This window comes from Psychromonas sp. Urea-02u-13, from assembly GCF_002835995.1.
Lineage (GTDB): Bacteria > Pseudomonadota > Gammaproteobacteria > Enterobacterales > Psychromonadaceae > Psychromonas.
Map to the genome: position 1 here is coordinate 110,679 of NZ_PJBZ01000043.1, position 20,611 is coordinate 131,289.

A 20,611-nucleotide genomic window follows, 5' to 3' on the forward strand; every position below is an offset into this window, starting at 1 on the left:
AAGTAGCTTCGGGGTGATGTTCATTGTTATACGGAGATTGAATCAAGTAATCACAGATTTTAGGCATAAAAAAAGCAACTCAATTGAGTTGCTTTTTTACTAAGCTAAGTTAAATATTAGTCTTCTTTAACTGCGCGTAGAATAATAAACTTTTTGTTTTCAGTCACTAATTCACAGTTACCAAAAATACGCTCTAGTTTATCTTGGTAATCAAGATGACGATTACCAACAATCACTAACTCACCACCATCAGCTAACGCGAAACGTGCTTCATTGAACATGCTCCAAGCAATATGGTCTGTAATCACTTGTTGCTGGTGAAAAGGAGGGTTACAAAGAATAAGGTCGTAACTACCGCCTTTAAAACCAAGCAAGCCATTGTTTACAACAAAACGTGCATTATCACTTTGTTCTTCTTCAAAGTTCTTAATCACGTTAATACGAGCAGAATCAACCGCCATGTAAGATTCATCAATAAAAGTGACGTGTGCTTTAGGGTAAGTTTCCATTGCTGTCATACCAACAACACCATTACCACAGCCTAAATCAACGATTTTTTCAAACTTACCTTGAGGTAAGTTTTCCATCAGGTAACGACCACCAATATCAAGGTGATTACGTGAGAATACGTTTGCGTGGTTATGAATTTTCCATTCTTGGCTTTCAAGTTCCCAAGTAACCGCAATGTCATCTTCTGGTACGTTTTGACGTTCAACAAGACTAAAAATAAGACGAGATTTCTTTTTAGCCAGTGATGTTTTAGTGCTACCGATGTACTTTTCAAAAAGTTGTAAAGTAGAGTTGTGAATCATATTCACTTTACCAGCTGCCACAATAATCGTATCTTCAGATACCACTGCACGTAGTTGCTGTAAAAGGTACTCAAGGTAAGAGTTCGTTTTAGGCACTTTAATTAACACTACTTTTACATTTTCAGGGAATGCTTGTAAGCAATCCTGTACTAAAAAGTTATCTTCGCTACAGCTATTACGCTGCATGTTCAGTTTAATAGAACTTAAAGAAAGGTATGAGTCAGTGATCGTAGTACGTTCAATGCCTTGGAAAAAACAGCTTAATGCGCCAAAGCTATCGTTTATAATCAATAATTGACCATCTTCACCTAACTGTTTTTCAAGTTCATTTTCGGTAAAGTGGTTAATTAAGTACTCATCAGCAGAATCCCATGCCTGTAATGTTTCTTTTTTGTTTCTTGGGTGACGGTGCAAAACCAAATTTTGATCTGCAATCGTTAATAGTTCATTCATAGAATCTGCCTAAATTAAGGTGTAAGTAAAGTAATTAGCTATTTTAGCTTGCTTCATCTTATTAGGTAAGTAATATTATTTTTATTCTGCATATCATAGAAAATAATGGAGTTTATCGTGGTACCTATTTATAAAATCTTACCTTTATTGTTGTTATTCGTGCTTGCGGGCTGTGAAGATAATCAATTTACCGACGTGATTGGCGATAATTGGATTAAAGACCCAGAAGTGTGTCTCGAAGATACAACGCCTGTCACTTTTAAAAAAGTCGCTTATTGGACTCCCGATGCAATTGATAGTGATAATGACAACTTAACCTTGATCAATTTTTCTTCATTAACACATGTGAATTACACGTCCATTGTTTTAAATGCCGATGGCACTTTGGTTATCCCTGCAGATGAGGAGCCTTTAGAAAATCTGGTGTTGGAAGCCCATGCGCAAAGCGTTAAAGTTGCCATTTCGATTGGAGAGTGGCAAGACGCCGATAATACTATTTTTAATCAAATCGCTAATGATAAAACGCTGACCAAAAAATTTGTAAATAATCTTATCGATTTTATTGATGACTATGAATTAGATGGGGTTGATATTAACTGGCAAAACATCGATTCAGAATCAGAATCAGATAGCTTTAAAGCGTTACTCGAAGCGCTTTCTGATGAATTAACGCAGGAAGGTAAGTTTTTAAGTATAACAGCGCCTTCTGGTGAAGATGATAAAGCCGCTAATAAGATTTCAACCGATAACTTTCAATATGTTAACTTTATTAATGTATTAGCTTTTGATTCAACTAATAATGATTCGCTGCATTCGTCCCTGCAAGATGCTAAAGACGCACTGAGTTATTGGACCGAGCGTTGTGTTGTCAAAAACAAATTAGTTTTAGGTGTGCCTTTTTATTCGCGTGGTAATGCGGTGCAAAGTTATGACTACCTGATTCGTGATGATATTAGCTATGCCTGTGTTGATGAAAGTGAGCGTCGAAATTATAATGGCATTCCAACGATTGTAGAAAAAACCAATTACGCACTTTCTAATGCCGGTGGCATGATGATGAAATCACTCGAGCAGGATATTTATCAGCGTAATAATGATGACGTTGATTTTAGTGAATACTCATTAGTAAATGTCATCAATGAAACCGTGTTAGGTAATACAGTGAGTGTTTGTCAGTAATTGTTACTTTTGTTTAGTTACAAAGAGGCGCATAATGTCGCCTTTTTTATCCCTCAATTTTTTAAGGTTATAAACTATGCCAATTTTAACGGCGCTAAAAGAACGTAACAATTCCGCGTGTGAACTTTGTGCTGCTACGGATGAGCTATCAATTTTTGAAGTGCCACCGGCTAAAGAGCCTAATTCAGATAAATCAGTATTAGTCTGTAAAACATGCCAATCACAACTTGATAAAGAAACACCGATGGATAATAACCATTGGCGTTGTTTAAATGACAGTATGTGGAGCCAAGTACCTGCTGTGCAAGTGACTGCCTTTCGTGTATTAACACGTTTAGCAAAAACGGAAGGTTGGGCGCAGGATTTGCTTGATATGTTTTATATGGAAGATGAAACTAAAGCATGGGCTGAATACGGTGTTGCGGCGGATAACATTGAAGAAGTTGCACCAACGCGTGACTCTAACGGCACTGTGTTAGTAGCGGGTGATAATGTTACGCTCATTAAAGACCTTGATGTTAAAGGTGCTGGTTTTACGGCAAAACGTGGTACGCCAGTACGTAATATTTCAATCTTAGATAACCCTGATCAAATTGAAGGGCGTGTTAATGGTGTACGTATCGTGCTACTAACAACTTACCTGAAAAAAATGCCTCTATTTGAAGATTAATAGAATAAGTCGGACATAATTTCGACAAGTTATTCTTTTTTAAAGCCTATTTTGTGATTTGTATTGAAACTATCAGACAAATATCAATATAGGTTTTTTTATATCTGCCATACTTGCTCCAATTTTTTATAAAATGGAGTTTGTTATGCTCGAATACCTCGCACTTGGCATCTTAGTGTTTGTCGCCCTGACCCTTTTCTACGGCATTATTGTCATTCATGATATCCCTTATGAGATTGCTAAGCACCGCAATCACCCACAGCAAGACGCATTACACGTGGCTGGCTGGGTTAGTTTATTTACCTTACATGTTTTATGGCCTTTCTTATGGATCTGGGCAACACTTTATCGTGAAGATAGAGGCTGGGGATTCAGTGAAAAAGGCAATGTGGCAGTCGATAACAGCGCCAATGAAGCACAATTTAAAGTGCTCAACGAACGCATTGAAAAATTAGAAAAATCATTGCAAGAAAGCAAACAAAATAGAGCGCCAGAGCCACAAACAACACATGACTCATTCAGTGAGATTGAGGGCAGTATCATTGCCGATCAAGAGGGAAGTAAATAATGGATTTAATACTGGTATTAACCTACACAGCTATCTGTGTCGCTATTTTTAAAATTTTCAAAATCCCGTTGAACAAATGGACTGTGCCAACAGCCGTGTTAGGCGGCATTATATTGATCGGTACGCTGATCATGTTAATGAACTATAACCACCCTTATTCTGAAACATCACGTGAATACTTTGTATCAACACCTGTTGTACCGGCTGTTCGCGGTAAAGTTATTTCGGTTAATGTTGAAGCAAATGTGCCGATTAAAAAAGGCCACTTGTTATTTACGATTGACCCTGTTCCTTTTCAAAACAAAGTTGACTCGTTAAATGCCCAACTTGTTTCTGCTAAGTTAGATTATGATCGAGCAGTAGAGCTGAAAAAAAGAAAGATTGGTAAGCAACGTGATGTGGATATTACCAAAGCTAAAATGGATGATTTAACCGCTAAACTCGGTGATGCACAATACGATTTAGATCGTACTGAAGTACGTGCACTAAGTGACGGATACGTTACTCAGATGTTAGTTTATCCAGGTTTGTACGTTGTGCCTATGCCACTGCGTCCGGCGATGGTATTTGTACAGCATGATTCATTTGCTTATATCGGTTGGTATCGCCAAAACAGTGCGATGCGTTTAAAAGCAGGTTTTGAAGCAGAGATAGCTTTTGATGCCTTACCGGGTAAAGTGTTTACTGGTGAAGTAGTTAAAGTATTGCCTGTGCTAGCTGAAGGTGAAGTGCAAGCGAATGGTACTATGATTCGACTTGGCTTAACGGGTCGTATCGCTGGGCGAATTCCAGTACAACTTAAGATCACTGACCCACGTTTTGCTGAGTTTGCTCAGCATGTACCGGGTGGGTCGTACGGTCAAAGTGCGATTTATTCCGATAGTTTTGCGCATGTTTCTATTATGCGTAAAATAATATTACGTATGTCATCATGGATGAGTTACTTCTTCCCGTTCCATTAGGCGAGAAGGAAGTATAAAAAATAAAAAGCGAGTTAGTTAACTCGCTTTTTTTTGATCAAAATTTAATAGGGAGTCTTACATGGCAGAGCATATCGTTATATTAACCATTGCGGTGTTGGTATTAGCTTATGGGTATATATCCAAGGCATTAACACGTTTTAATATTTCAGGTCCGATGATATTCACCGGGTTAGGCTTGTTAATCTCACCACTATTATTAAACCTTTCTGAGATGGAAGTGAACGCTGAATTTGTCACTATCATTGTTGAGTTAGCACTGGTGTTGGTTCTGTTTAGCGATGCGGCTTTATTAGATTTAAAACTACTACGTCAATCATGGAAGTTACCTGCGCGCTTGTTATTAATTGGTTTACCTCTGACAATTCTTGCCGGTACGTTTGTCGCGCAACTTATTTTCCCCGATGAGCCTGCTATATACATGTTATTACTGGCGTTGTTATTAACACCAACGGATGCCGCGTTAGGTAAAGCTGTGGTCTCTGATCCAAGTGTTCCGGCTAAAATTCGTTCTACTATTAATGTTGAAAGTGGCCTGAATGATGGCATTATATTCCCGATTGTTATTACTGTTGTTGCAATGATTGTCAGTGGACTCAGTGATAGTGGAGACAGCGGTTGGCTAAGCTATGTGTTACAACAGGTTGTGTTTGGCGCGTTAGTGGGGGCATTTGTGGGTTATGTGGGCACTAAGCTAACCATGCAGTCTATTAAGCATCACTGGATGCAACATAGTTATCAGAATTTGATCCCTATTGCATTAGCCATTGTTGCTTTTTACCTTGCTGAAGTATTTCACGGTAATGGGTTTATCGCTGCTTTTTTTGCCGGTTTATATGCGGGTAATACTAGCCAACCTATGCGTGATCATATTGAAGAGTTTGCAGAGAGTGAAGGGGAGTTATTTGTATTGATCAGCTTCTTCTTGTTTGGCCTTGCTTTTGTCCCTGTCACGTTTGAATACATTAACCTAGATATTATTATCTATTCATTATTAAGTTTAACTGTATTACGTATGGTGCCCGTTATTATCTGCCTGATGGGTGCAAAGCTTGATGGTAGAAAAATAGACTTTTTAACGATGGCTTTTATCGCTTGGTTTGGGCCCAGAGGAATCGCTTCTATTTTGTATGTGTTAATCGTAGCGCACGAGGTAGGGGGTGTTGCCGGTTTTGAAACGATTTATGCGGTGGTAACTGTGACTGTCTTAATGAGTATTGTGGCGCATGGCTTAAGCGCGCAACCGTTAGCAAATTGGTACAGTAAAAAGCATTAAATAGTGTGTTTTTTTAGTTCTAAAGATGAAGGGTAATTAAGTCGGGAAATAACCAAGCGTGGATGTCGGTATTGTCCACGCTTGGTTATCTATTAATGACGATTCGTTATCTTAGAAAGCTTCGCTACCTACGGTTTTATCATTAACGACTTTACCGTAATAACCTTGGTGATTATGATACTTTTTAGCGGTCTCAGATACATCGCCTTTAAAGCGAGGGTCTTGAGGACGCTCATGACTATTAATGAAAGCAGCAACATCCCACGCCTGTTGATAAGAAAGTTGCTCACCTTTGGCAATGGGCATATTTTCGTAAATGAAATTAGCAGCCGTATTCACGCGATGCATACCCGCTCCCCAGTTGAAAGAGTCTTTTCCCCATAGCGCGGGAATGTATTGCACACCTGCTTCTTTTAAGCCTTCACCCGATTTCCCGTGGCAGCTTGCGCATGAACTGTTGTAAACAATTTCGCCACGCTCCAGTGAGGGCTCAAGTTCTGCTTTAGGAATTTTAGGATAACTACGACCGGGTAATTTAGCGCGTTTACTCATAGGTAGTTGAGCTGCGACGGCCTTTGGCATTTTAAAGTTTTCTGCGTTACCGCCAATCTGTAGCATTTCATCACTTAAAACAGGTACTGGCTGGTTTTCAAGACCATGTTTATCCATCAGTCCACCCATTGCTAACCAGTAGGAATAAGCGCTGATAGCAATTAATTCGGGAGAGTCTTTGGCCGGTGCTTTACCATCCATTGAATAAGTGAAACAGCCCTGTAGACGTTCATAGAAGTCATTCACTTTATCATTTTTCTTACGATAAGCGGGGTAGGCCATATAGGCCCCCCATAAAGGGGCAGAATTGGCTTTTGCACCTGCTTGCATATGACAGTTCACACAGTTTTGTTGATTGTTTACGTAGGTACCTTGCATGCTCTGGCTGTTGACAAAAAGGGCGTAACCCTTTTTTACTTTATCGCCAAATTCACCCTCGGGAATACGGGTCAAATCACGTGTTTGAATATGCTCTCCGATTTCTGATTTTTTTGCATCGGGTAATTCAGATTGGCTATCCACTAATGCTTCTTTAGCGAAGGCCTGTGGTATTAGCATCATAGTAATCAATGCGCCGATGATCTTAGATTTGGCAGTTAACTGTATTCTCATTTTAATTCCTCTATTTTATCGAAGCAAAATATGCTGCCAATTGTTTAATTTCTGTTTTTGTTAATTGACTGGCAATGGTGCTCATCACCTTAGTGGTATCGCCACGTCTAAGCCCTGATTGCCACTGTTGTAATTGTATTTCGAGATACTCTGGACGTTGATTAGCAAGTCGGGGCACATCTGCGACACCCATACCGCTCGCACCGTGGCAGGTAGCACAGGCTGGAATATTACGAGACCAATCTCCCTGATATACTAAACGACGCGCAGGATCGCTAATTTTAGCGTGATCGCCACGAAATTCGAGTGATGTTATTTCAGGTAAGGGTTGTGATACAAAGAAGGCAAGAATGGTTTCTCTTTCTTTAGGGTCAGCCAGTAATCCTGCCATGGGTGTCATCATTAAATTAACGCGACGACCGGTTCTAAATAACCTGAATTCTGGATAACTGAATAAAAAATTGAACTAAATGCCCACCTAGCGATCAGATCTTTCGACCAAGAAACGATTTGAAAGCAAAAAAGGTGGGCAGATGGATAACTTAGTGGAAATATTTTGTGATGTCGATGATTTTTGTCATCAATTTTCATCTAAATGGGAAGCGCAATTACTTTCTGATGGAACTCGCAAACGCAGACGTAAATCTAAAATGACGACAAGTGAGCGTATGACTATTGTGATCGCATTTCATCAATCAAATCATAGAGATTTCAAGAACTTCTATATCGGTTTAGTCCAACGATATTGGACTGAATTCTTTCCTGAACTCCTGAGTTATACCCGTTTTATCAATACCATGTCAGGCCTTATTGTGCCTATGTGTGCTTATTTTCAAACCGTTAAAGGTAAGCCAACAGGAATTGCATTTGTAGACTCTACAAGCCTTAAGGTATGCCACAACATCCGCATCCCTCGTAATCGAGTCTTTTCAGGTAGTGCTAAGCGTGGGAAAGGGACAATGGGTTGGTTTTTCGGTTTTAAGCTTCATTTACTGATTAACCATAAAGGCGAAATCCTTTCATTGAATATTTCACCTGGTAATACGAACGATCGCTCTCCAATACCTGATTTATGTAAAAATCTGACAGGGAAGTTGTATGCAGATAAGGGATACATCGGTAAAAAGTTGAGTCAAACATTGAAGGAATCTGATATTGACTTAGTAACGACTGTGCGTAAAAATATGAAAGCTAAAGTAATATCAGCCTTTGATAGAGCTATGTTATCAAAGAGATACATCATCGAAACAGTGAACGACCAACTGAAGAACATATCTCAAATAGAGCATAGCCGTCATCGTAGCGGAACAGGTTTCATGCTTAATGTTATTTCAGGAATAGTGGCTTATTGTTTAAAAAAACAAAAGCCACGTATTAAGCTGTCGGATAGCGAACTGTCTGTGATGAGTGCTTAGATAATACTGTTTCTTATCCAGATCTCAGGTTAAATAAGTTTATTTGCTGATCTAAGTATTTTTCATCTAAGCCTGCGAGCCTAGGGGTAAAATTCTTTACGCCTTCTCCCTTTAATCCGTGGCATGACTGACAAGTTTGCAAGGTGGTTAATGAAGTTGCGGAGGCAAACAAAGGAATGATCAAGGTAAGTAAGCAAACAAACCGGGTTATTGTTATATTTTTTAGCATGCACAGCTCTCATTAGGGAGGAAAGCTAGATTATAGTCTGAAAAATTGTAATGTGGCTTTATGAGTGTCGATAAAGTATTAACAATTAAGTACAAATCTGTAACAAAAAGAAAATTAGCATCCAAAGAATACTCATTCAATTTTTTATGAATTAATGATGATTAAATTCTATTTCTGTGTTTATAAGCCTTAAATGAAAATGTTAAATACCTATAAATGAGTGGTTTTATTGGTGCAGTGTGGGATTGTGTATTTAATTATGCGGGGGAAAAATCGAGGAGAATGTTGTTAATTGAGTAATAAACCTCATAAACTCTCTTGTTTAAAGCGACTTCATGAGGTCTTTTTTTACTAATTAAGATTGACTATTAATGATTATCTAAGACTTACCAAAGAATCTTCCAATTTACCGCTTCACCGGCTTTAATTGGTACCACTTTGTTTTCACCAAAGTTTAATACCGCTGGTACTTCCCATGGCGCTTTATGCAGATCAATCGTATCTGTATTACGTGGCAAGTTATAAAAATCAGGACCATTAAAGCTGGTAAATGCTTCTAGTTTATCCAGTGCACCCGCTTCTTCAAATACTTCTGCGTATAATTCAACGGCTGCAAATGCCGTGTATGAGCCTGCACAACCACAGCCTGATTCTTTACTTTCTTTTGTATGTGGCGCTGAATCAGTACCGATGAAGAATTTATTTGAACCGCTTGTTGCAGCTTCAATTAATGCTTGCTGGTGGGTATTACGTTTTAGAATCGGTAAGCAGTAAAAATGCGGTTTAATACCACCGACTAACATATGATTACGGTTATACATTAAGTGATGTACAGTAATAGTCGCTGCTACATTTGGGCCCGAATTTGTTACAAAATCAGCCGCGTTCTTAGTGGTGATATGCTCTAATACGATTTTAAGATCAGGGTATTCAGCAACAAGGGGCGCAAGAACTGTTTTTAAGAACTGCTCTTCGCGGTCAAAAATATCCACGTCGTTAGTTGTTACTTCGCCATGAACAAGTAATAACATGCCCACTTCTTGCATTGCCACTAATGCTTCTTTGATATTAGCGGTTGATGTTACGCCTGAATCAGAGTTAGTTGTTGCGCCTGCAGGGTAAAGTTTAGCGGCTACAACTAAACCAGATGCTTTTGCTTTTTTGATTTCAGCTGCAGTGGTTTTGTCTGTCAGGTAAAGCACCATTAATGGTGTAAACGTGGGCATTGGATTAGCTGCCATAATGCGTTGTTGGTAAGCTTCTGCAAGTTCAGTTGTTGTCACTGGAGGCATAAGATTAGGCATTATAATCGCACGGCCCATGTAGCGGCTAGTATCGCGCACAGTATCTTTTAAAACATCGCCGTCACGTAAATGTACATGCCAGTCGTCTGGGCGGGTGATCGTTAATTTAGTCATTTGCTACTCTCCAAGAATTTTGCGTTATATTATAACTTTTTAGAACATATTTCACTGATAAACCAAGAATTTTCATCTTTGATTTATTTATAAAGCATGGCTTTTGTAGTGCTCTCGCATTACCTGCACAATGTTTATTTTCACTTCTGTTGTTACTTCAGTAGTCACTTCGCTGATGCCGTTATTATTATCCGCTAATGCCAACACTAAAGCGTTTACTAATTGATCGCGTGGTGCCGGTGTTTTTTCTACCCATTGAGATAACAAATGACGATTCACAAAACGTGGCAATGAACCGAGTGTGCCTACATCGTTTTGATTATGTATTAACAAACCTGCGGTGGTGCCTTTATCAAGGGTTAACACCTGATAAAAATAAAGCGTGTGGTAATCAAGCTGTGTTTGTTTTTGCTGTTGAGTAATGTCTGCCGTTAGTCTGTTTTTGGCCGCAGTGAGTTTATTGCTGAAAATAGCAATGTAGCTATCAATAACCCCTGTTACAAACTGCTTTGCAAAAGCGTTACCCTCTATACCTTCAGGATTAAATCCTTCTAAATAGAAATGGCTAACACCACGATGTGCTTTTAGTGCAGGGATATAAAAGTAATCATCACCCGCTTGTTTCGCTTGATCATAATATTGGCCACCCAAGGTTTTTAAGGTGTTATCAAAGTTGGCTGTATCTTCTTCACAGCTAATCGCAGGGTTTAAGTCTGCCATTAAACGCCAATAATTTTTACCCGACCTTAACTCAGTCCAACTTACGTGAATATGAATGGAGGGCACAAGAGGGTTAATAGGGTGAATGATGGTGGACAGTGCCGTCGCGGAGATAAAGGCTTTGTCGGGTCTATCTTCATATTGAATCTGTGAAACATTCACAGAACCTCGATTAAACAAACTATTTTGTGGTGCTTCAAAGCGTATTCCACCCCCATGTGCGCCGTTATCACGAAGCCATTCTTGTGCGGTAAAAGAAGCGTGCTCAGAGTGTTGTGGCTGACAAAGTTGGCTTAATTGTTTTACAAAATAGTCCTGTGCGCTTGATAACATGTTAAGTGCATTAATGGCATTTTCTGATGTAGCAGGCTTTCTCATATTTTATCTCTATTAAGTCTTAAGTTAAATTAGCGGGAAACGTAGGGTGACATTGACGCCGTTAATGTCTTCATTATTGTTGATACTGATCGTCGCATGGTGAAAATCACATATCATTTTGGCGATAAACAAGCCGAGCCCTAAATGCGTTTTCTCGGGATTATTATGATCACGTACAGAAACCATGGAGTTTAACAGCTCATCACTCATATCGTTAGGTAACAGTGGTCCTTTGTTTTCAACACAAATAATAGCCAAATTGTCTTCACGCTTTAAGCTGATCGTGATGGGCTCATTGCTGAGATTAAATTCCATGGCATTATTAATTAATTTATCTAAACATTGCACCATAAAGTCAGGATCTGCGCTGATATTGAGTTCATTGTCGCTACAGGTAAGTAAAAAGGCGTGCTCAGCATAGGTCATCTGATACCCCTGCAAACAGCCGGTTAATAACTCATGCAAAGACAGTGATATTTTCTCGCCACATTGTAAGCTTTGCTCTAAACGAGTCGCTTCACTCATGCTGGTTAAGATGCGATTTAAACGTAAAATACCTGTTTGGGATCGTGAAATGTATTTTTGGTTTTCATCGGTTTGTGGCAATAAAGCCAAGTTTTCCAAAGAGCTACGTACTACGGCAACGGGGGTGCCTAATTCATGTGAAAGACGTGAAGGTAGATTTTCTAGGTAACGATGATATTCGCCTAAACGATTAACCATATCTGATAAGCTACGTGATAAGTAGCCTATTTCATCGTTTGATGTGGATGGCGTAAAAGGCATGGCAATACGGCCTTGTTCATCGATCGCATCTTCTGCTTGTTTACGTAATTTAGCCACTCGCGAGGCAATATTTGCAGTAAAGAAAAACAGTAATAATGTACCCACAATAATCACTGCAATTAATACATTAAATAGCTTTTCTAGCGCTTGATTACGTAACGAGCGAATACCGTTAGTGGTCTCTTCTGCCACCACAATACCCATCACTTTATCGCCGATAAAAATAGGACTGGCAGCGGATAAAATCATCGCTTTATTATCTGATGTGAGGCGCCAACTTGATTGTGATTGCCCAGATAATGCGTGTTTTATAAATTCACTGTTAAGTTGTGTTGACCCCTTTAACTCATCGACAAAATCATCATTAGGTTTAGATAACAACAAGTTATAAAGCGGGGCTAATATTTTCTGTTTGCGAATTTCCCAGGGTGACAATGCCACTTTTTGGTTATTTGTTGCCCACACGCCCGAGGCTTGGTGAATATCACCTGCGCTTGCAAGCACGCGTTGATGCCGATCAACCACCCAGAGGCGTGATTGAGTATGACTCAAACCTTTGAGGATTTTATCTATTTCGGGAGAGGGCACCAGTACAGTACCAAGCTTTTGTAAGTCTTTGGTATTAGAGGTGGCAATTATATTGCCTATTTCCCCGGTTTTTTTATTCGATGTCGTATGCAAAGCAAGGCCAAACTTGTCACCTAGTAGGCTTATTGGAAAACGAAATTCAATATTGTATCCCTGCTTGGTTTTTTTCCAATAACCTTGAATGCGTTTTTCTCGCTGTGGCGGTTTATCGGTTTCGCCGACCAGTAAATTGGGCAAGTAGGCGATAAAGTCTTTACTGTCTTGCCAGAACCCTTGTTCTTCTTTACGTTCGGGTTTGCTTTCATCCGTTAATTTGTAAGCATTAAACCAACCTGGTTTTTCTACCGAGATGATATAGCGCTGTAATTTATTTTTGGATGAGCTAAAGGCAATAATAAGGTGGTCATTACGATTCAGAAAACGACTGTTCTCTGGACGATAAACGGGATTTTTATCCGTGACTTGCAAGTAGCCATAAAGGTATTTTCCCTGCGTACCTAACATATGGCGAAAGGAGATAGGATTTTTACTGTTTTTGTTCTGTTGAAAAATGGTTTGTTTTTGAGCGTAAACCAGGCTTTTGCCAAACTGGTTTTTCCAGTCCTCTAATTGGCCATCTATACGCAGTGGAAATTTAATATCGTAGGCATATAAATCTTTTCCATCTTCTATTTTATTTAAAGAGCTGGCTTGCGCATTAAATAGCTTTGGTCGTTCGTGTAATGCCGTCGCGACTGCGCGTGTTGTGCCAATTAGGGTTTGCTCTTGCCCTTGACGCAAGAAGTTTTCCATCTCTAAAATGTACTGATAACCAAGCCAGGGTAAAATTAAAAAGAAGCTCGCTAATAAAATGACTTTACCGCGTAGGCCTAATAAAAATGCCATCATTTGGATTTTAGCGCTGTATTATTTAGATCCGTATTGTTGATTTCAGTATCCTTGGTTTCAGTATTCGGTATTTCAGAATGATTGACTTCACTGACATCCCAGCGATAGCCCATGCCATAAACCGCGCATATTTCATTAAAGTTAGCATCTAGTTTTACCAGTTTTTTACGGATACGTTTCACATGAGAGGTGATGGTATTATCATCCACGACCATATTCGCATCACTCATCAATTGTTGACGATTACGTACAATACCCGCGCGATTTGCGAGCGCATAGACAATCCAAAATTCGGTGATCGTAAAATCGAGTATGTTACCCTGCCAAGATATCTGCATTCTGTCGCTATCAATGGTGAGTGCGCCACGTTGGATAATATTACTTTGTTGGATGGGCTGTTTTAACACATCAATGCGTCGAAATAGGGCGCTAATACGCACCATTAAATGCTCAAGGCCAATGTCTTTTGTTAAGTAGTCATCCGCACCTAAGCGCAGGCCTGAAATAGTATCAAAATCATTGTCGCGGGCAGTGAGGAATATAATAGGTACGCTCACAGAAAGTTGGCGTAGTGCTTGGCAAAGCAAGAAACCACCATCGTATTCATCACCTAAACCGATATCAATAATGGCTAAATCAGGTAAGCGTAATTCAAATGCACTGATCGCATCGAGTCGATTCGCGTAAGCCTCAACCTGATAGCCGTGTTTTGTCATTAAATCGACGTAATTTTCACGAATATCTTTTTCATCTTCAACAATAGCAATACGTTTCATTAGTTACCCCTTTCCCTTAATTCACTAGCAGTATAACGGAAATTAGCGCAGGAAATAGACTGTCACATAGATTGCCTTTTTTTGAACATAATTGATCAGCAGATTGCCATTTTGTCACCCTTAAAAAAACAGAAGATGTTGTTTTAATTAACAGGTCAGCAACACACTCTCTTTATATTAAGGAATTCAAAATGAAAACCATGAGCACATTTAAAAAATCAGTTTTAAGCATTGTTATACTGTCTGCCGTTACTGGCTCGTTTATTTCCTGGGAGAAGTATCAGCCTCGTCAGGAGACACCAAGCATGATTGAGTTTTATCAGAATCGTGATTTTGACCAAAGTGAGATTTTATTGGAAAGCATCGTGAGCAATGATAGCGAAAAATTAGCGCAACTCGCTGAAGATAACCTGTTATTAGAAGCTGAGTTAATTGCGCAAGAAATTGCCGAAAGTAGTTATTCACCTGAAGCCGACGAGGCTTATGATGAAGCCTTTGAAGATGAAAAGCTAACTATGTGGGAAGAAGAGGAGGAAAGTATTCAAGCTACCATTCAAGCCACCAGTGATGCACTCTTGTCAGAGCTTGAGATCAGCAATAAAGTCTTATTTGCCTTTGATTCAAGTAAAGTCGAAGCGGATTATTTTCCTTTGTTAAATAAAACGGCACAGTTGATGCAAAATGAAAGTATTGATGAGAGCCAAATTTGGCAAGTGGTCGGTTATGCAGACCTGTCGGGTAATTACATTTATAACAGTAAATTGGCCAAAAAACGTGCCCAAGCGGTATCTGAATATTTGGTTAATAAAGGTGTTGATGAGAAGCAATTAATGATTGTTTCATTAGGGGCTAGTCAGCCTGTTTCTAGCGAACGTAATATTGAAAATAATCGTTTAGAGCGTCGTGTTGAAATTCATGATTATCAAGCGGAAGTCGCGGTATTATCAGAGCAATTTAATGAGCGCCTTGCACGAGAAGTGACTAAACTCAAAAAGAAGCAAATAGTGGCAATAAAAACAGATCCGATTGAAACCCATGTCGTTGAACAAAGCGCGCCATTAGAGACAATGCCTCTCATTGATTTTGTACAAGAAAAAAGACAAGGTCTTACAACTGTGATGGAACTATAAAAATCGCTGCCTTATTGGACTATTTTGTTGGTTTTTATTCACTTATGTTCTCATCATAAAAACTGACATTATTGACCATTTAGTTCTCTGGATAGAGGGGCGGTTATGAGTAAAGGATTCACTTTAATTGAATTAGTCGTGGTCATTGTTGTGCTAGGCATTTTGTCCGCGGTTGCCGTGCCCAAGTTTGTCTCTTTATCAAAAGTGGCAAGGTCTGAGGTATTAGAGCAGATAAACGTTAGCGTTAAAGTCGCTAACGACTTTATGTTTATTAAGTCAAAATTGCCCAGCTATGCAGCAAGGCCTGTACCGAATCGTGCCGATTTGATTGATGTTGATACCAATGGTGATGGAGATTACGATACACGTTTAAAGTGGAACTATTTAGATAATACCGATATTGAGCAACGCGTTTAGTTGTCGGATGATTTTACCTCTGAAGAGCAAGGTATTGCTGATATTTTCATTGGTTACGATAGTAATTCAGATGGTGATGTTCAGGATGATAATTGTTATTTTAAATATACGCAGGCTGCATCGGCAACAGTTCCCCCGGTTTATGAGGTTGTGAACAGTGGCTGTTAACGGGTATAAGCTTACGTCTTATTTATCATCATGTAATAACACCCTAATAACACCCTAATAACCAGCGCAACAAGCAATACAACAAGTCCCGCATATGTTTGACCTCTCGCTGCGATGAATAAAAGCCGACTGTCAAAGCGCAACACCCTTAATATGAACAGTAAATGCCATCAAGCGAATCCGTGATGTTTTCCCTTTTTAGCTCCCCAAAAAATCCAAATTTTCAGAAATACTTGTGTGGCTAAGTCAAAAAGTGACTCGCGCTGGTGGACACTGAGATCATTGATTGGCATTCTATAAACATAGAGTGTCGCGAAATACTTGATTTTGCAGAGATAAAGCATTTTGCAAAACGATGTAGCAATAGGCATCGCAAGTAGTCAAAGTCGCGTCGTGACCCCAAAAATGAGGAAGAGCTGTGAATTTTCAAGACAAATCGTTATGTAAATTGCGTACTATCACCACTTTTTTAGTGTTAACGAAAGACAAATCACTGTGGCAACAGGAGATCCAAAAAGCGTCGGATTTCTGTCTATTATTAGCCTGTCGGTTTGCTGAGCAAGATTACCAAGTACAATCTATCCGTATTGTGACAAATGCCTTTTCTGAATACTTAGAAACGACTGATCTACAAAGTGCTAAAGCCGACCTACGCCTTATCCGCACATTATTAAATGACATTAAATCTGATGGTCTACGCATTCGTTTTGCTATCGGAGAAGCAAAAACAGCCCATGAAATTTCACTGTTACCTGAGCTCATTAAAGAGTTTGGTGATCTTTGCAACGCCTGTGTGAATGTCCCCGTGGACGACTATATGCTGTTGGATAAAGAGCTTATTGACGCCTCGGTTAAAGCGGTTGAAAAAATAGCGCAGATAACCGAACGTGGTGAAGGCAACTTTAACTTCACGGTTAATTTTAATTGCCAGCCTCTTATCCCTTACTTTCCAGCTAGCTATCATGATAGTGAATTAGGTAACCGTTATGTTATTGGTTTTGAAACGCCTGATTTATTAGTCAAAGTGCTGAGTGACTTTAATGCCAATGCGAATGACAATGTTAATACAAATACTGCCTTATTATCCGGGCAGCAGAAACTAAGACAACAACAAGAATTGATGTCAGAAGCATTGCAATATCATGTTACACAAGTCGCAGAAATTATTAACCTATTTGATAAAACTGAAAATAATAATCGTTTTATATTTTCAGGCATCGACAGTTCAGCTGCGCCTTCTAAAGATTGCGCGAGTATGGTTGATGTTTATAAACAGCTTGGTGTGCCTTTTTTTGGTGCATCGGGCAGTGTTGAAGCCTCTGCCTTGTTAACGCGTGTTTTTAAATCCATTGTTGATTTACCACTGGTCGGTTTTTCAGGTTTGATGTTAGCCGTCACAGAAGACAGAGGGCTCGCACAGGGCACGATTGATGGCGATTATGATATCCGTTCGTTGCTTACTTACAGCGCGGTATGTGGCATTGGTTTAGACACTGTGCCTATTCCGGGTGATACCGCCTCTGAAAAAATAGGCGCATTAATGGCGGATACCGGCACCATGGCATTTCGACTCAATAAACCATTAACCGTGCGTTTATTTCCCGTGCCAGGCCTCAAAGCGGGTGAGCTCACTCAGTTTGAAAGTGATGACTTATGTAATTGTGCTGTTTTAGCCGTACCTTAATTGTTTTGATTAATAAGATTAATAGGAAGTAAGAATGAATCAAGAAATATTATATGTTGGTTGTTATACCCCAGAGGGAAATGCGGGTATTAAAGTAGTTGAATTTAATAATCAAAGCGGTCAAGTAACTGACATTAATAGTGTCTCAGATTTACCTGACACAAGCTTTTTAGCGATAAGCAAAGATAAAAATTATTTATTGGCGGTGAGCGAACATGAAAGTGAAGGTGAGTTGGGCTGTTTTGATATTAAAACACCAACATCGCCCGTTTTCATTAATAAACAAAGTACGTTAGGGGGCTCACCTTGTCATATTAGCTTGAATGCGCATAAAGCCTTTGTGAGTAATTATGGCACGGGTAATGTGAGTGCATTTTCACTGACCGAACATCAATTAACACCCGCCTACACGCAGGTACAACATCAAGGCCAAGGCGGTAATTTGGCAAGACAAGCAAGCGCGCATGCACATGCAAGTCAATTAAGCGTTGATGGCAATTTTTTAGTCGTTGCTGACTTAGGTATTGACGCGTTAAAAGTCTACTGTATTGATGATACGCAACTGACATTAGTCTGCACTGCATCTTTATCAGCCGCTTCTGGGCCGAGACACCTCACCTTTAATGAAAAGGGCGATAGATTATATTTAGGCAATGAACTGAACAGTGAGGTGGTTGTTTTTGAATTTGATGCACAAGGGCAATTAACACAACGCCAAAGTATCAGTAGCTTACCTGTTACTGATGATGCAGAGAGTGAAACAGAGAGCTATATTGCCGAAGTGGCATTAACTAAAGATGGCGGTTATCTCTACGTGAGTAACCGTGGGCATGATAGTATTGCTGTTTTTACGGTTGACCAGATAACTGGTCAGCTGACAGCGATCAGTTTTACAAAAACGGGCGGGTTATTTCCACGCCACTTTGCTTTGTCACCTGATCAACGCTGGTTATTAGTCGCGCATCAAAATAGCGATTATTTACATGTTTTTAAACGTGATGTTAGCACTGGGTTATTAACCCAAACGACCCATCAGTTAACTGTTAAACATGCCGTTTGTCTCTGTTTTTTAGAAGGTTAAATTATGCACCCTGAACTTTATTTTATTTATGACTCTCATTGCCCGTGGAGTTACGCGGCAACACCTTTAGTGAACGCAATTAGCGAAAGCTTTCCGGACATTGAAGTACACGCTTGGCACTGTGCACATTATGATGGCAGTGATTGTGCTGGATTTGCACAGATTAAAGAAGCTGAAAAACAAAGCCAACAACTGTTTGGTCAAGAACATATGCGCTTTGCGGATAGCCCTAAAAATGCAATCTTAACAGCAAACTTTATGGCTTGGTTACAAGATAAACAACCAGAAAAAGTATTGCCTGTATTGAATGCATTACAAAAAGAGCACTATGTTGAAGGCAACCCATTTGGTTGTAAAAATGACTTTATGCCACTTATTGCAGAATTTAAACTATCGCCACCGAACAAAGTGTTTAAAGACGAATTAAGTAATGAAGCGTTATATCAGCAGTCTGATATTCAAGAGTTGCAAGAATTCATGCAAACAACGGCATTCCCTTCGTTATTAATCACTAATGGTGACAACGCAGTGTTATTAGAACATGCACGTTATCTAAACAACCCACAAAGCTTAGTGAAAGAAGTTAAAAAAATATTAGCATAAGCTGTTTTGATTAAGTGACTCTAAAACTGGGCAGGCCTCTGTTCAGTTTTATACAACAAACCAATACCTTACCAGCCGATATTCTTTGAAGAAATACCATCCCTATTCTATATAAATTTATAGTCTAAAAAAATGACTTTCCTGATTTGACTCGTTACATATTAAGTCTTTAATTAATAGTGCAACGGAGTTTTAATGTTTTCCTCCTTTCAACAGATTATGAATAGCATCATTTAAAACATCATCTACATATACGCTCAGGAAATTAGCTACTTAGCAATAACTTCCTGAGCGCATTGTATTAATCCAATGTATTAATCCAATGTATTAATTAATCGTAAATGGCCTATTTACGATTTCTAGTAGTAATTACTAGTAACAGTGTGGAGTGATCTATGAGTGAGCATGATTTAACTAATGACAAAAATCCTATTAGAACAAATGAGAAAGCGCCTTTAACTTCCGCGAATAATAATGACCAGCCCCCTGAATTAAACCTAGAGCTAACCGGTGTTGATGATGCCGTTTTACAAGAGATTGCAGACATTCAAGCGGCTATTGAAGCCGATGATATTGAGGCTGTTGAGGATATTGAAACCGCAGCGGGTGAAGCAGGTGATGGTGGGAGCTCTTCAGCAGTCACTTTATCTCGTAATGGCTCCGAGACACTCGCAGACTCTGATTTTTCAACTGAAGGTTTGGCTTTTGATGCTACCGCTCCAGAGTTGACCGATACTAATACGGCGAATCCTGATATCGATGAAGATATAACAGCAACTATCGCGGTAACGGGTGGAGGCACAGTCGAAGAAGCGGGTGGCGTTTACTTAACATACACCGTGGGTTTATCTAACGCAGTCAGCGAGCCAGTTACGGCCACTATCGCCGATACATTCACTGGTTCAGCAACATCTGGAGCTGATTATAGCTCGACACTGCAATACGAATCAGCGCCTGGTGAATGGACAGATATCAGCGGTGAGGTGACCTTACCGGCAGATGGTTCATCGATTAATGTGCGTGTTGCTATCAATGATGATGTGGTGACAGAAAGCGACGAGACAATCGTGCTGAGTGTAACCACTGCGTCAGTGCAAGTGACCAATGGTGTTGTTGGTGATACCGGCTCAGGTACCATTACTGATGATCAAGGTACTAATCCAATCGATGAAGATATAACCGCGACTATCGCGGTAACGGGTGGCGACACGGTCGAAGAAGCGGGTGA

21 protein-coding genes are annotated in these 20,611 nt (G+C 39.6%); 13 read left to right on the plus strand and 8 right to left on the minus strand.

Annotated features, from left to right (window positions below; genetic code table 11):
- Window positions 1–116: 116 nt before the first annotated feature.
- Window positions 117–1,265, minus strand: a complete 1,149-nt coding sequence (locus tag CXF74_RS05640) for a methyltransferase (RefSeq protein WP_101081433.1) — start codon at window positions 1,263–1,265, stop codon at window positions 117–119.
- 105 nt (window positions 1,266–1,370) lie between these two features.
- Between CXF74_RS05640 and CXF74_RS05645 the strand changes: the two genes are divergently transcribed.
- The 5 genes from CXF74_RS05645 to CXF74_RS05665 all read left to right on the plus strand — a co-directional run bounded on the left by CXF74_RS05645 (window position 1,371) and on the right by CXF74_RS05665 (window position 5,938).
- A complete protein-coding gene (locus tag CXF74_RS05645) occupies window positions 1,371–2,444 on the plus strand; it encodes a glycosyl hydrolase family 18 protein (RefSeq protein ID WP_101081434.1) in 1,074 nt (357 codons plus the stop codon).
- 76 nt (window positions 2,445–2,520) lie between these two features.
- Window positions 2,521–3,114: a PhnA domain-containing protein gene (locus CXF74_RS05650; RefSeq protein ID WP_101081435.1), complete on the plus strand. Its 594-nt coding sequence runs from the start codon at window positions 2,521–2,523 to the stop codon at window positions 3,112–3,114.
- A gap of 145 nt (window positions 3,115–3,259) precedes the next feature.
- Window positions 3,260–3,682: a DUF3302 domain-containing protein gene (locus tag CXF74_RS05655; protein ID WP_101081436.1), complete on the plus strand. Its 423-nt coding sequence runs from the start codon at window positions 3,260–3,262 to the stop codon at window positions 3,680–3,682.
- Window positions 3,682–4,644: an HlyD family secretion protein gene (locus CXF74_RS05660; protein WP_101081437.1), complete on the plus strand. Its 963-nt coding sequence runs from the start codon at window positions 3,682–3,684 to the stop codon at window positions 4,642–4,644. Before CXF74_RS05655 ends, CXF74_RS05660 begins: the two co-directional genes overlap by 1 nt.
- Window positions 4,645–4,723: 79 nt before the next feature.
- A complete protein-coding gene (locus CXF74_RS05665; protein ID WP_101081438.1) occupies window positions 4,724–5,938 on the plus strand; it encodes a cation:proton antiporter in 1,215 nt (404 codons plus the stop codon).
- A gap of 111 nt (window positions 5,939–6,049) precedes the next feature.
- Here the strand turns inward: CXF74_RS05665 and CXF74_RS05670 are convergent, their stop codons facing one another.
- Both CXF74_RS05670 and CXF74_RS05675 read right to left on the minus strand, forming a co-directional pair.
- Window positions 6,050–7,102: a c-type cytochrome gene (locus CXF74_RS05670; RefSeq protein ID WP_101081439.1), complete on the minus strand. Its 1,053-nt coding sequence runs from the start codon at window positions 7,100–7,102 to the stop codon at window positions 6,050–6,052.
- 10 nt (window positions 7,103–7,112) lie between these two features.
- Complete coding sequence (locus CXF74_RS05675; RefSeq protein ID WP_198552789.1) at window positions 7,113–7,493, minus strand: c-type cytochrome; 381 nt, start codon at window positions 7,491–7,493, stop codon at window positions 7,113–7,115.
- A 142-nt stretch (window positions 7,494–7,635) separates the two neighbouring features.
- Between CXF74_RS05675 and CXF74_RS05680 the strand changes: the two genes are divergently transcribed.
- Entirely contained in the window at window positions 7,636–8,517 is an 882-nt protein-coding gene (locus CXF74_RS05680) for an IS982 family transposase (protein ID WP_101081441.1), read from the plus strand.
- A 13-nt stretch (window positions 8,518–8,530) separates the two neighbouring features.
- Here the strand turns inward: CXF74_RS05680 and CXF74_RS23080 are convergent, their stop codons facing one another.
- The 5 genes from CXF74_RS23080 to pdsR all read right to left on the minus strand — a co-directional run bounded on the left by CXF74_RS23080 (window position 8,531) and on the right by pdsR (window position 14,300).
- Window positions 8,531–8,746 (minus strand): c-type cytochrome, encoded by a 216-nt coding sequence (locus CXF74_RS23080; protein WP_157822337.1) that lies wholly within the window; start codon window positions 8,744–8,746, stop codon window positions 8,531–8,533.
- A gap of 386 nt (window positions 8,747–9,132) precedes the next feature.
- The gene (gene pyrC / locus CXF74_RS05685) at window positions 9,133–10,164 is read right to left on the minus strand and encodes a dihydroorotase (protein ID WP_101081442.1); all 1,032 of its coding nucleotides are present in this window, start codon (window positions 10,162–10,164) and stop codon (window positions 9,133–9,135) included.
- 87 nt (window positions 10,165–10,251) lie between these two features.
- On the minus strand, window positions 10,252–11,262 hold the full coding sequence (locus CXF74_RS05690) for a coproporphyrinogen III oxidase (protein WP_101081443.1): 1,011 nt from the start codon (window positions 11,260–11,262) through the stop codon (window positions 10,252–10,254).
- Between the two features lie 24 nt (window positions 11,263–11,286).
- Window positions 11,287–13,524, minus strand: a complete 2,238-nt coding sequence (gene pdsS, locus CXF74_RS05695; RefSeq protein ID WP_101081444.1) for a proteobacterial dedicated sortase system histidine kinase — start codon at window positions 13,522–13,524, stop codon at window positions 11,287–11,289.
- Window positions 13,521–14,300 carry a proteobacterial dedicated sortase system response regulator gene (gene pdsR / locus CXF74_RS05700; RefSeq protein ID WP_101081445.1) on the minus strand — a complete coding sequence of 260 codons (780 nt, stop codon included), beginning with the start codon at window positions 14,298–14,300 and terminating at the stop codon, window positions 13,521–13,523. Before pdsR ends, pdsS begins: the two co-directional genes overlap by 4 nt.
- Window positions 14,301–14,491: 191 nt before the next feature.
- Here pdsR and CXF74_RS05705 point away from each other — a divergent pair, with 191 nt between their 5' ends.
- The 7 genes from CXF74_RS05705 to CXF74_RS05730 all read left to right on the plus strand — a co-directional run.
- Complete coding sequence (locus CXF74_RS05705) at window positions 14,492–15,430, plus strand: OmpA family protein (RefSeq protein ID WP_101081446.1); 939 nt, start codon at window positions 14,492–14,494, stop codon at window positions 15,428–15,430.
- A 105-nt stretch (window positions 15,431–15,535) separates the two neighbouring features.
- Window positions 15,536–15,847, plus strand: coding sequence for a prepilin-type N-terminal cleavage/methylation domain-containing protein (locus CXF74_RS22805; protein ID WP_198552790.1), 312 nt, complete (start codon window positions 15,536–15,538; stop codon window positions 15,845–15,847).
- Window positions 15,848–16,015 (plus strand): hypothetical protein, encoded by a 168-nt coding sequence (locus tag CXF74_RS22995; protein ID WP_198552791.1) that lies wholly within the window; start codon window positions 15,848–15,850, stop codon window positions 16,013–16,015.
- A 418-nt stretch (window positions 16,016–16,433) separates the two neighbouring features.
- Window positions 16,434–17,699: a DUF711 family protein gene (locus CXF74_RS05715; RefSeq protein WP_101081447.1), complete on the plus strand. Its 1,266-nt coding sequence runs from the start codon at window positions 16,434–16,436 to the stop codon at window positions 17,697–17,699.
- 34 nt (window positions 17,700–17,733) lie between these two features.
- A complete protein-coding gene (locus CXF74_RS05720) occupies window positions 17,734–18,780 on the plus strand; it encodes a lactonase family protein (RefSeq protein ID WP_101081448.1) in 1,047 nt (348 codons plus the stop codon).
- A gap of 3 nt (window positions 18,781–18,783) precedes the next feature.
- Window positions 18,784–19,383, plus strand: coding sequence for a protein-disulfide isomerase (locus CXF74_RS05725; protein WP_101081449.1), 600 nt, complete (start codon window positions 18,784–18,786; stop codon window positions 19,381–19,383).
- 395 nt (window positions 19,384–19,778) lie between these two features.
- Window positions 19,779–20,611 (plus strand): hypothetical protein (locus CXF74_RS05730; RefSeq protein ID WP_198552792.1); only part of this gene is annotated, 833 nt, incomplete at its 3' end.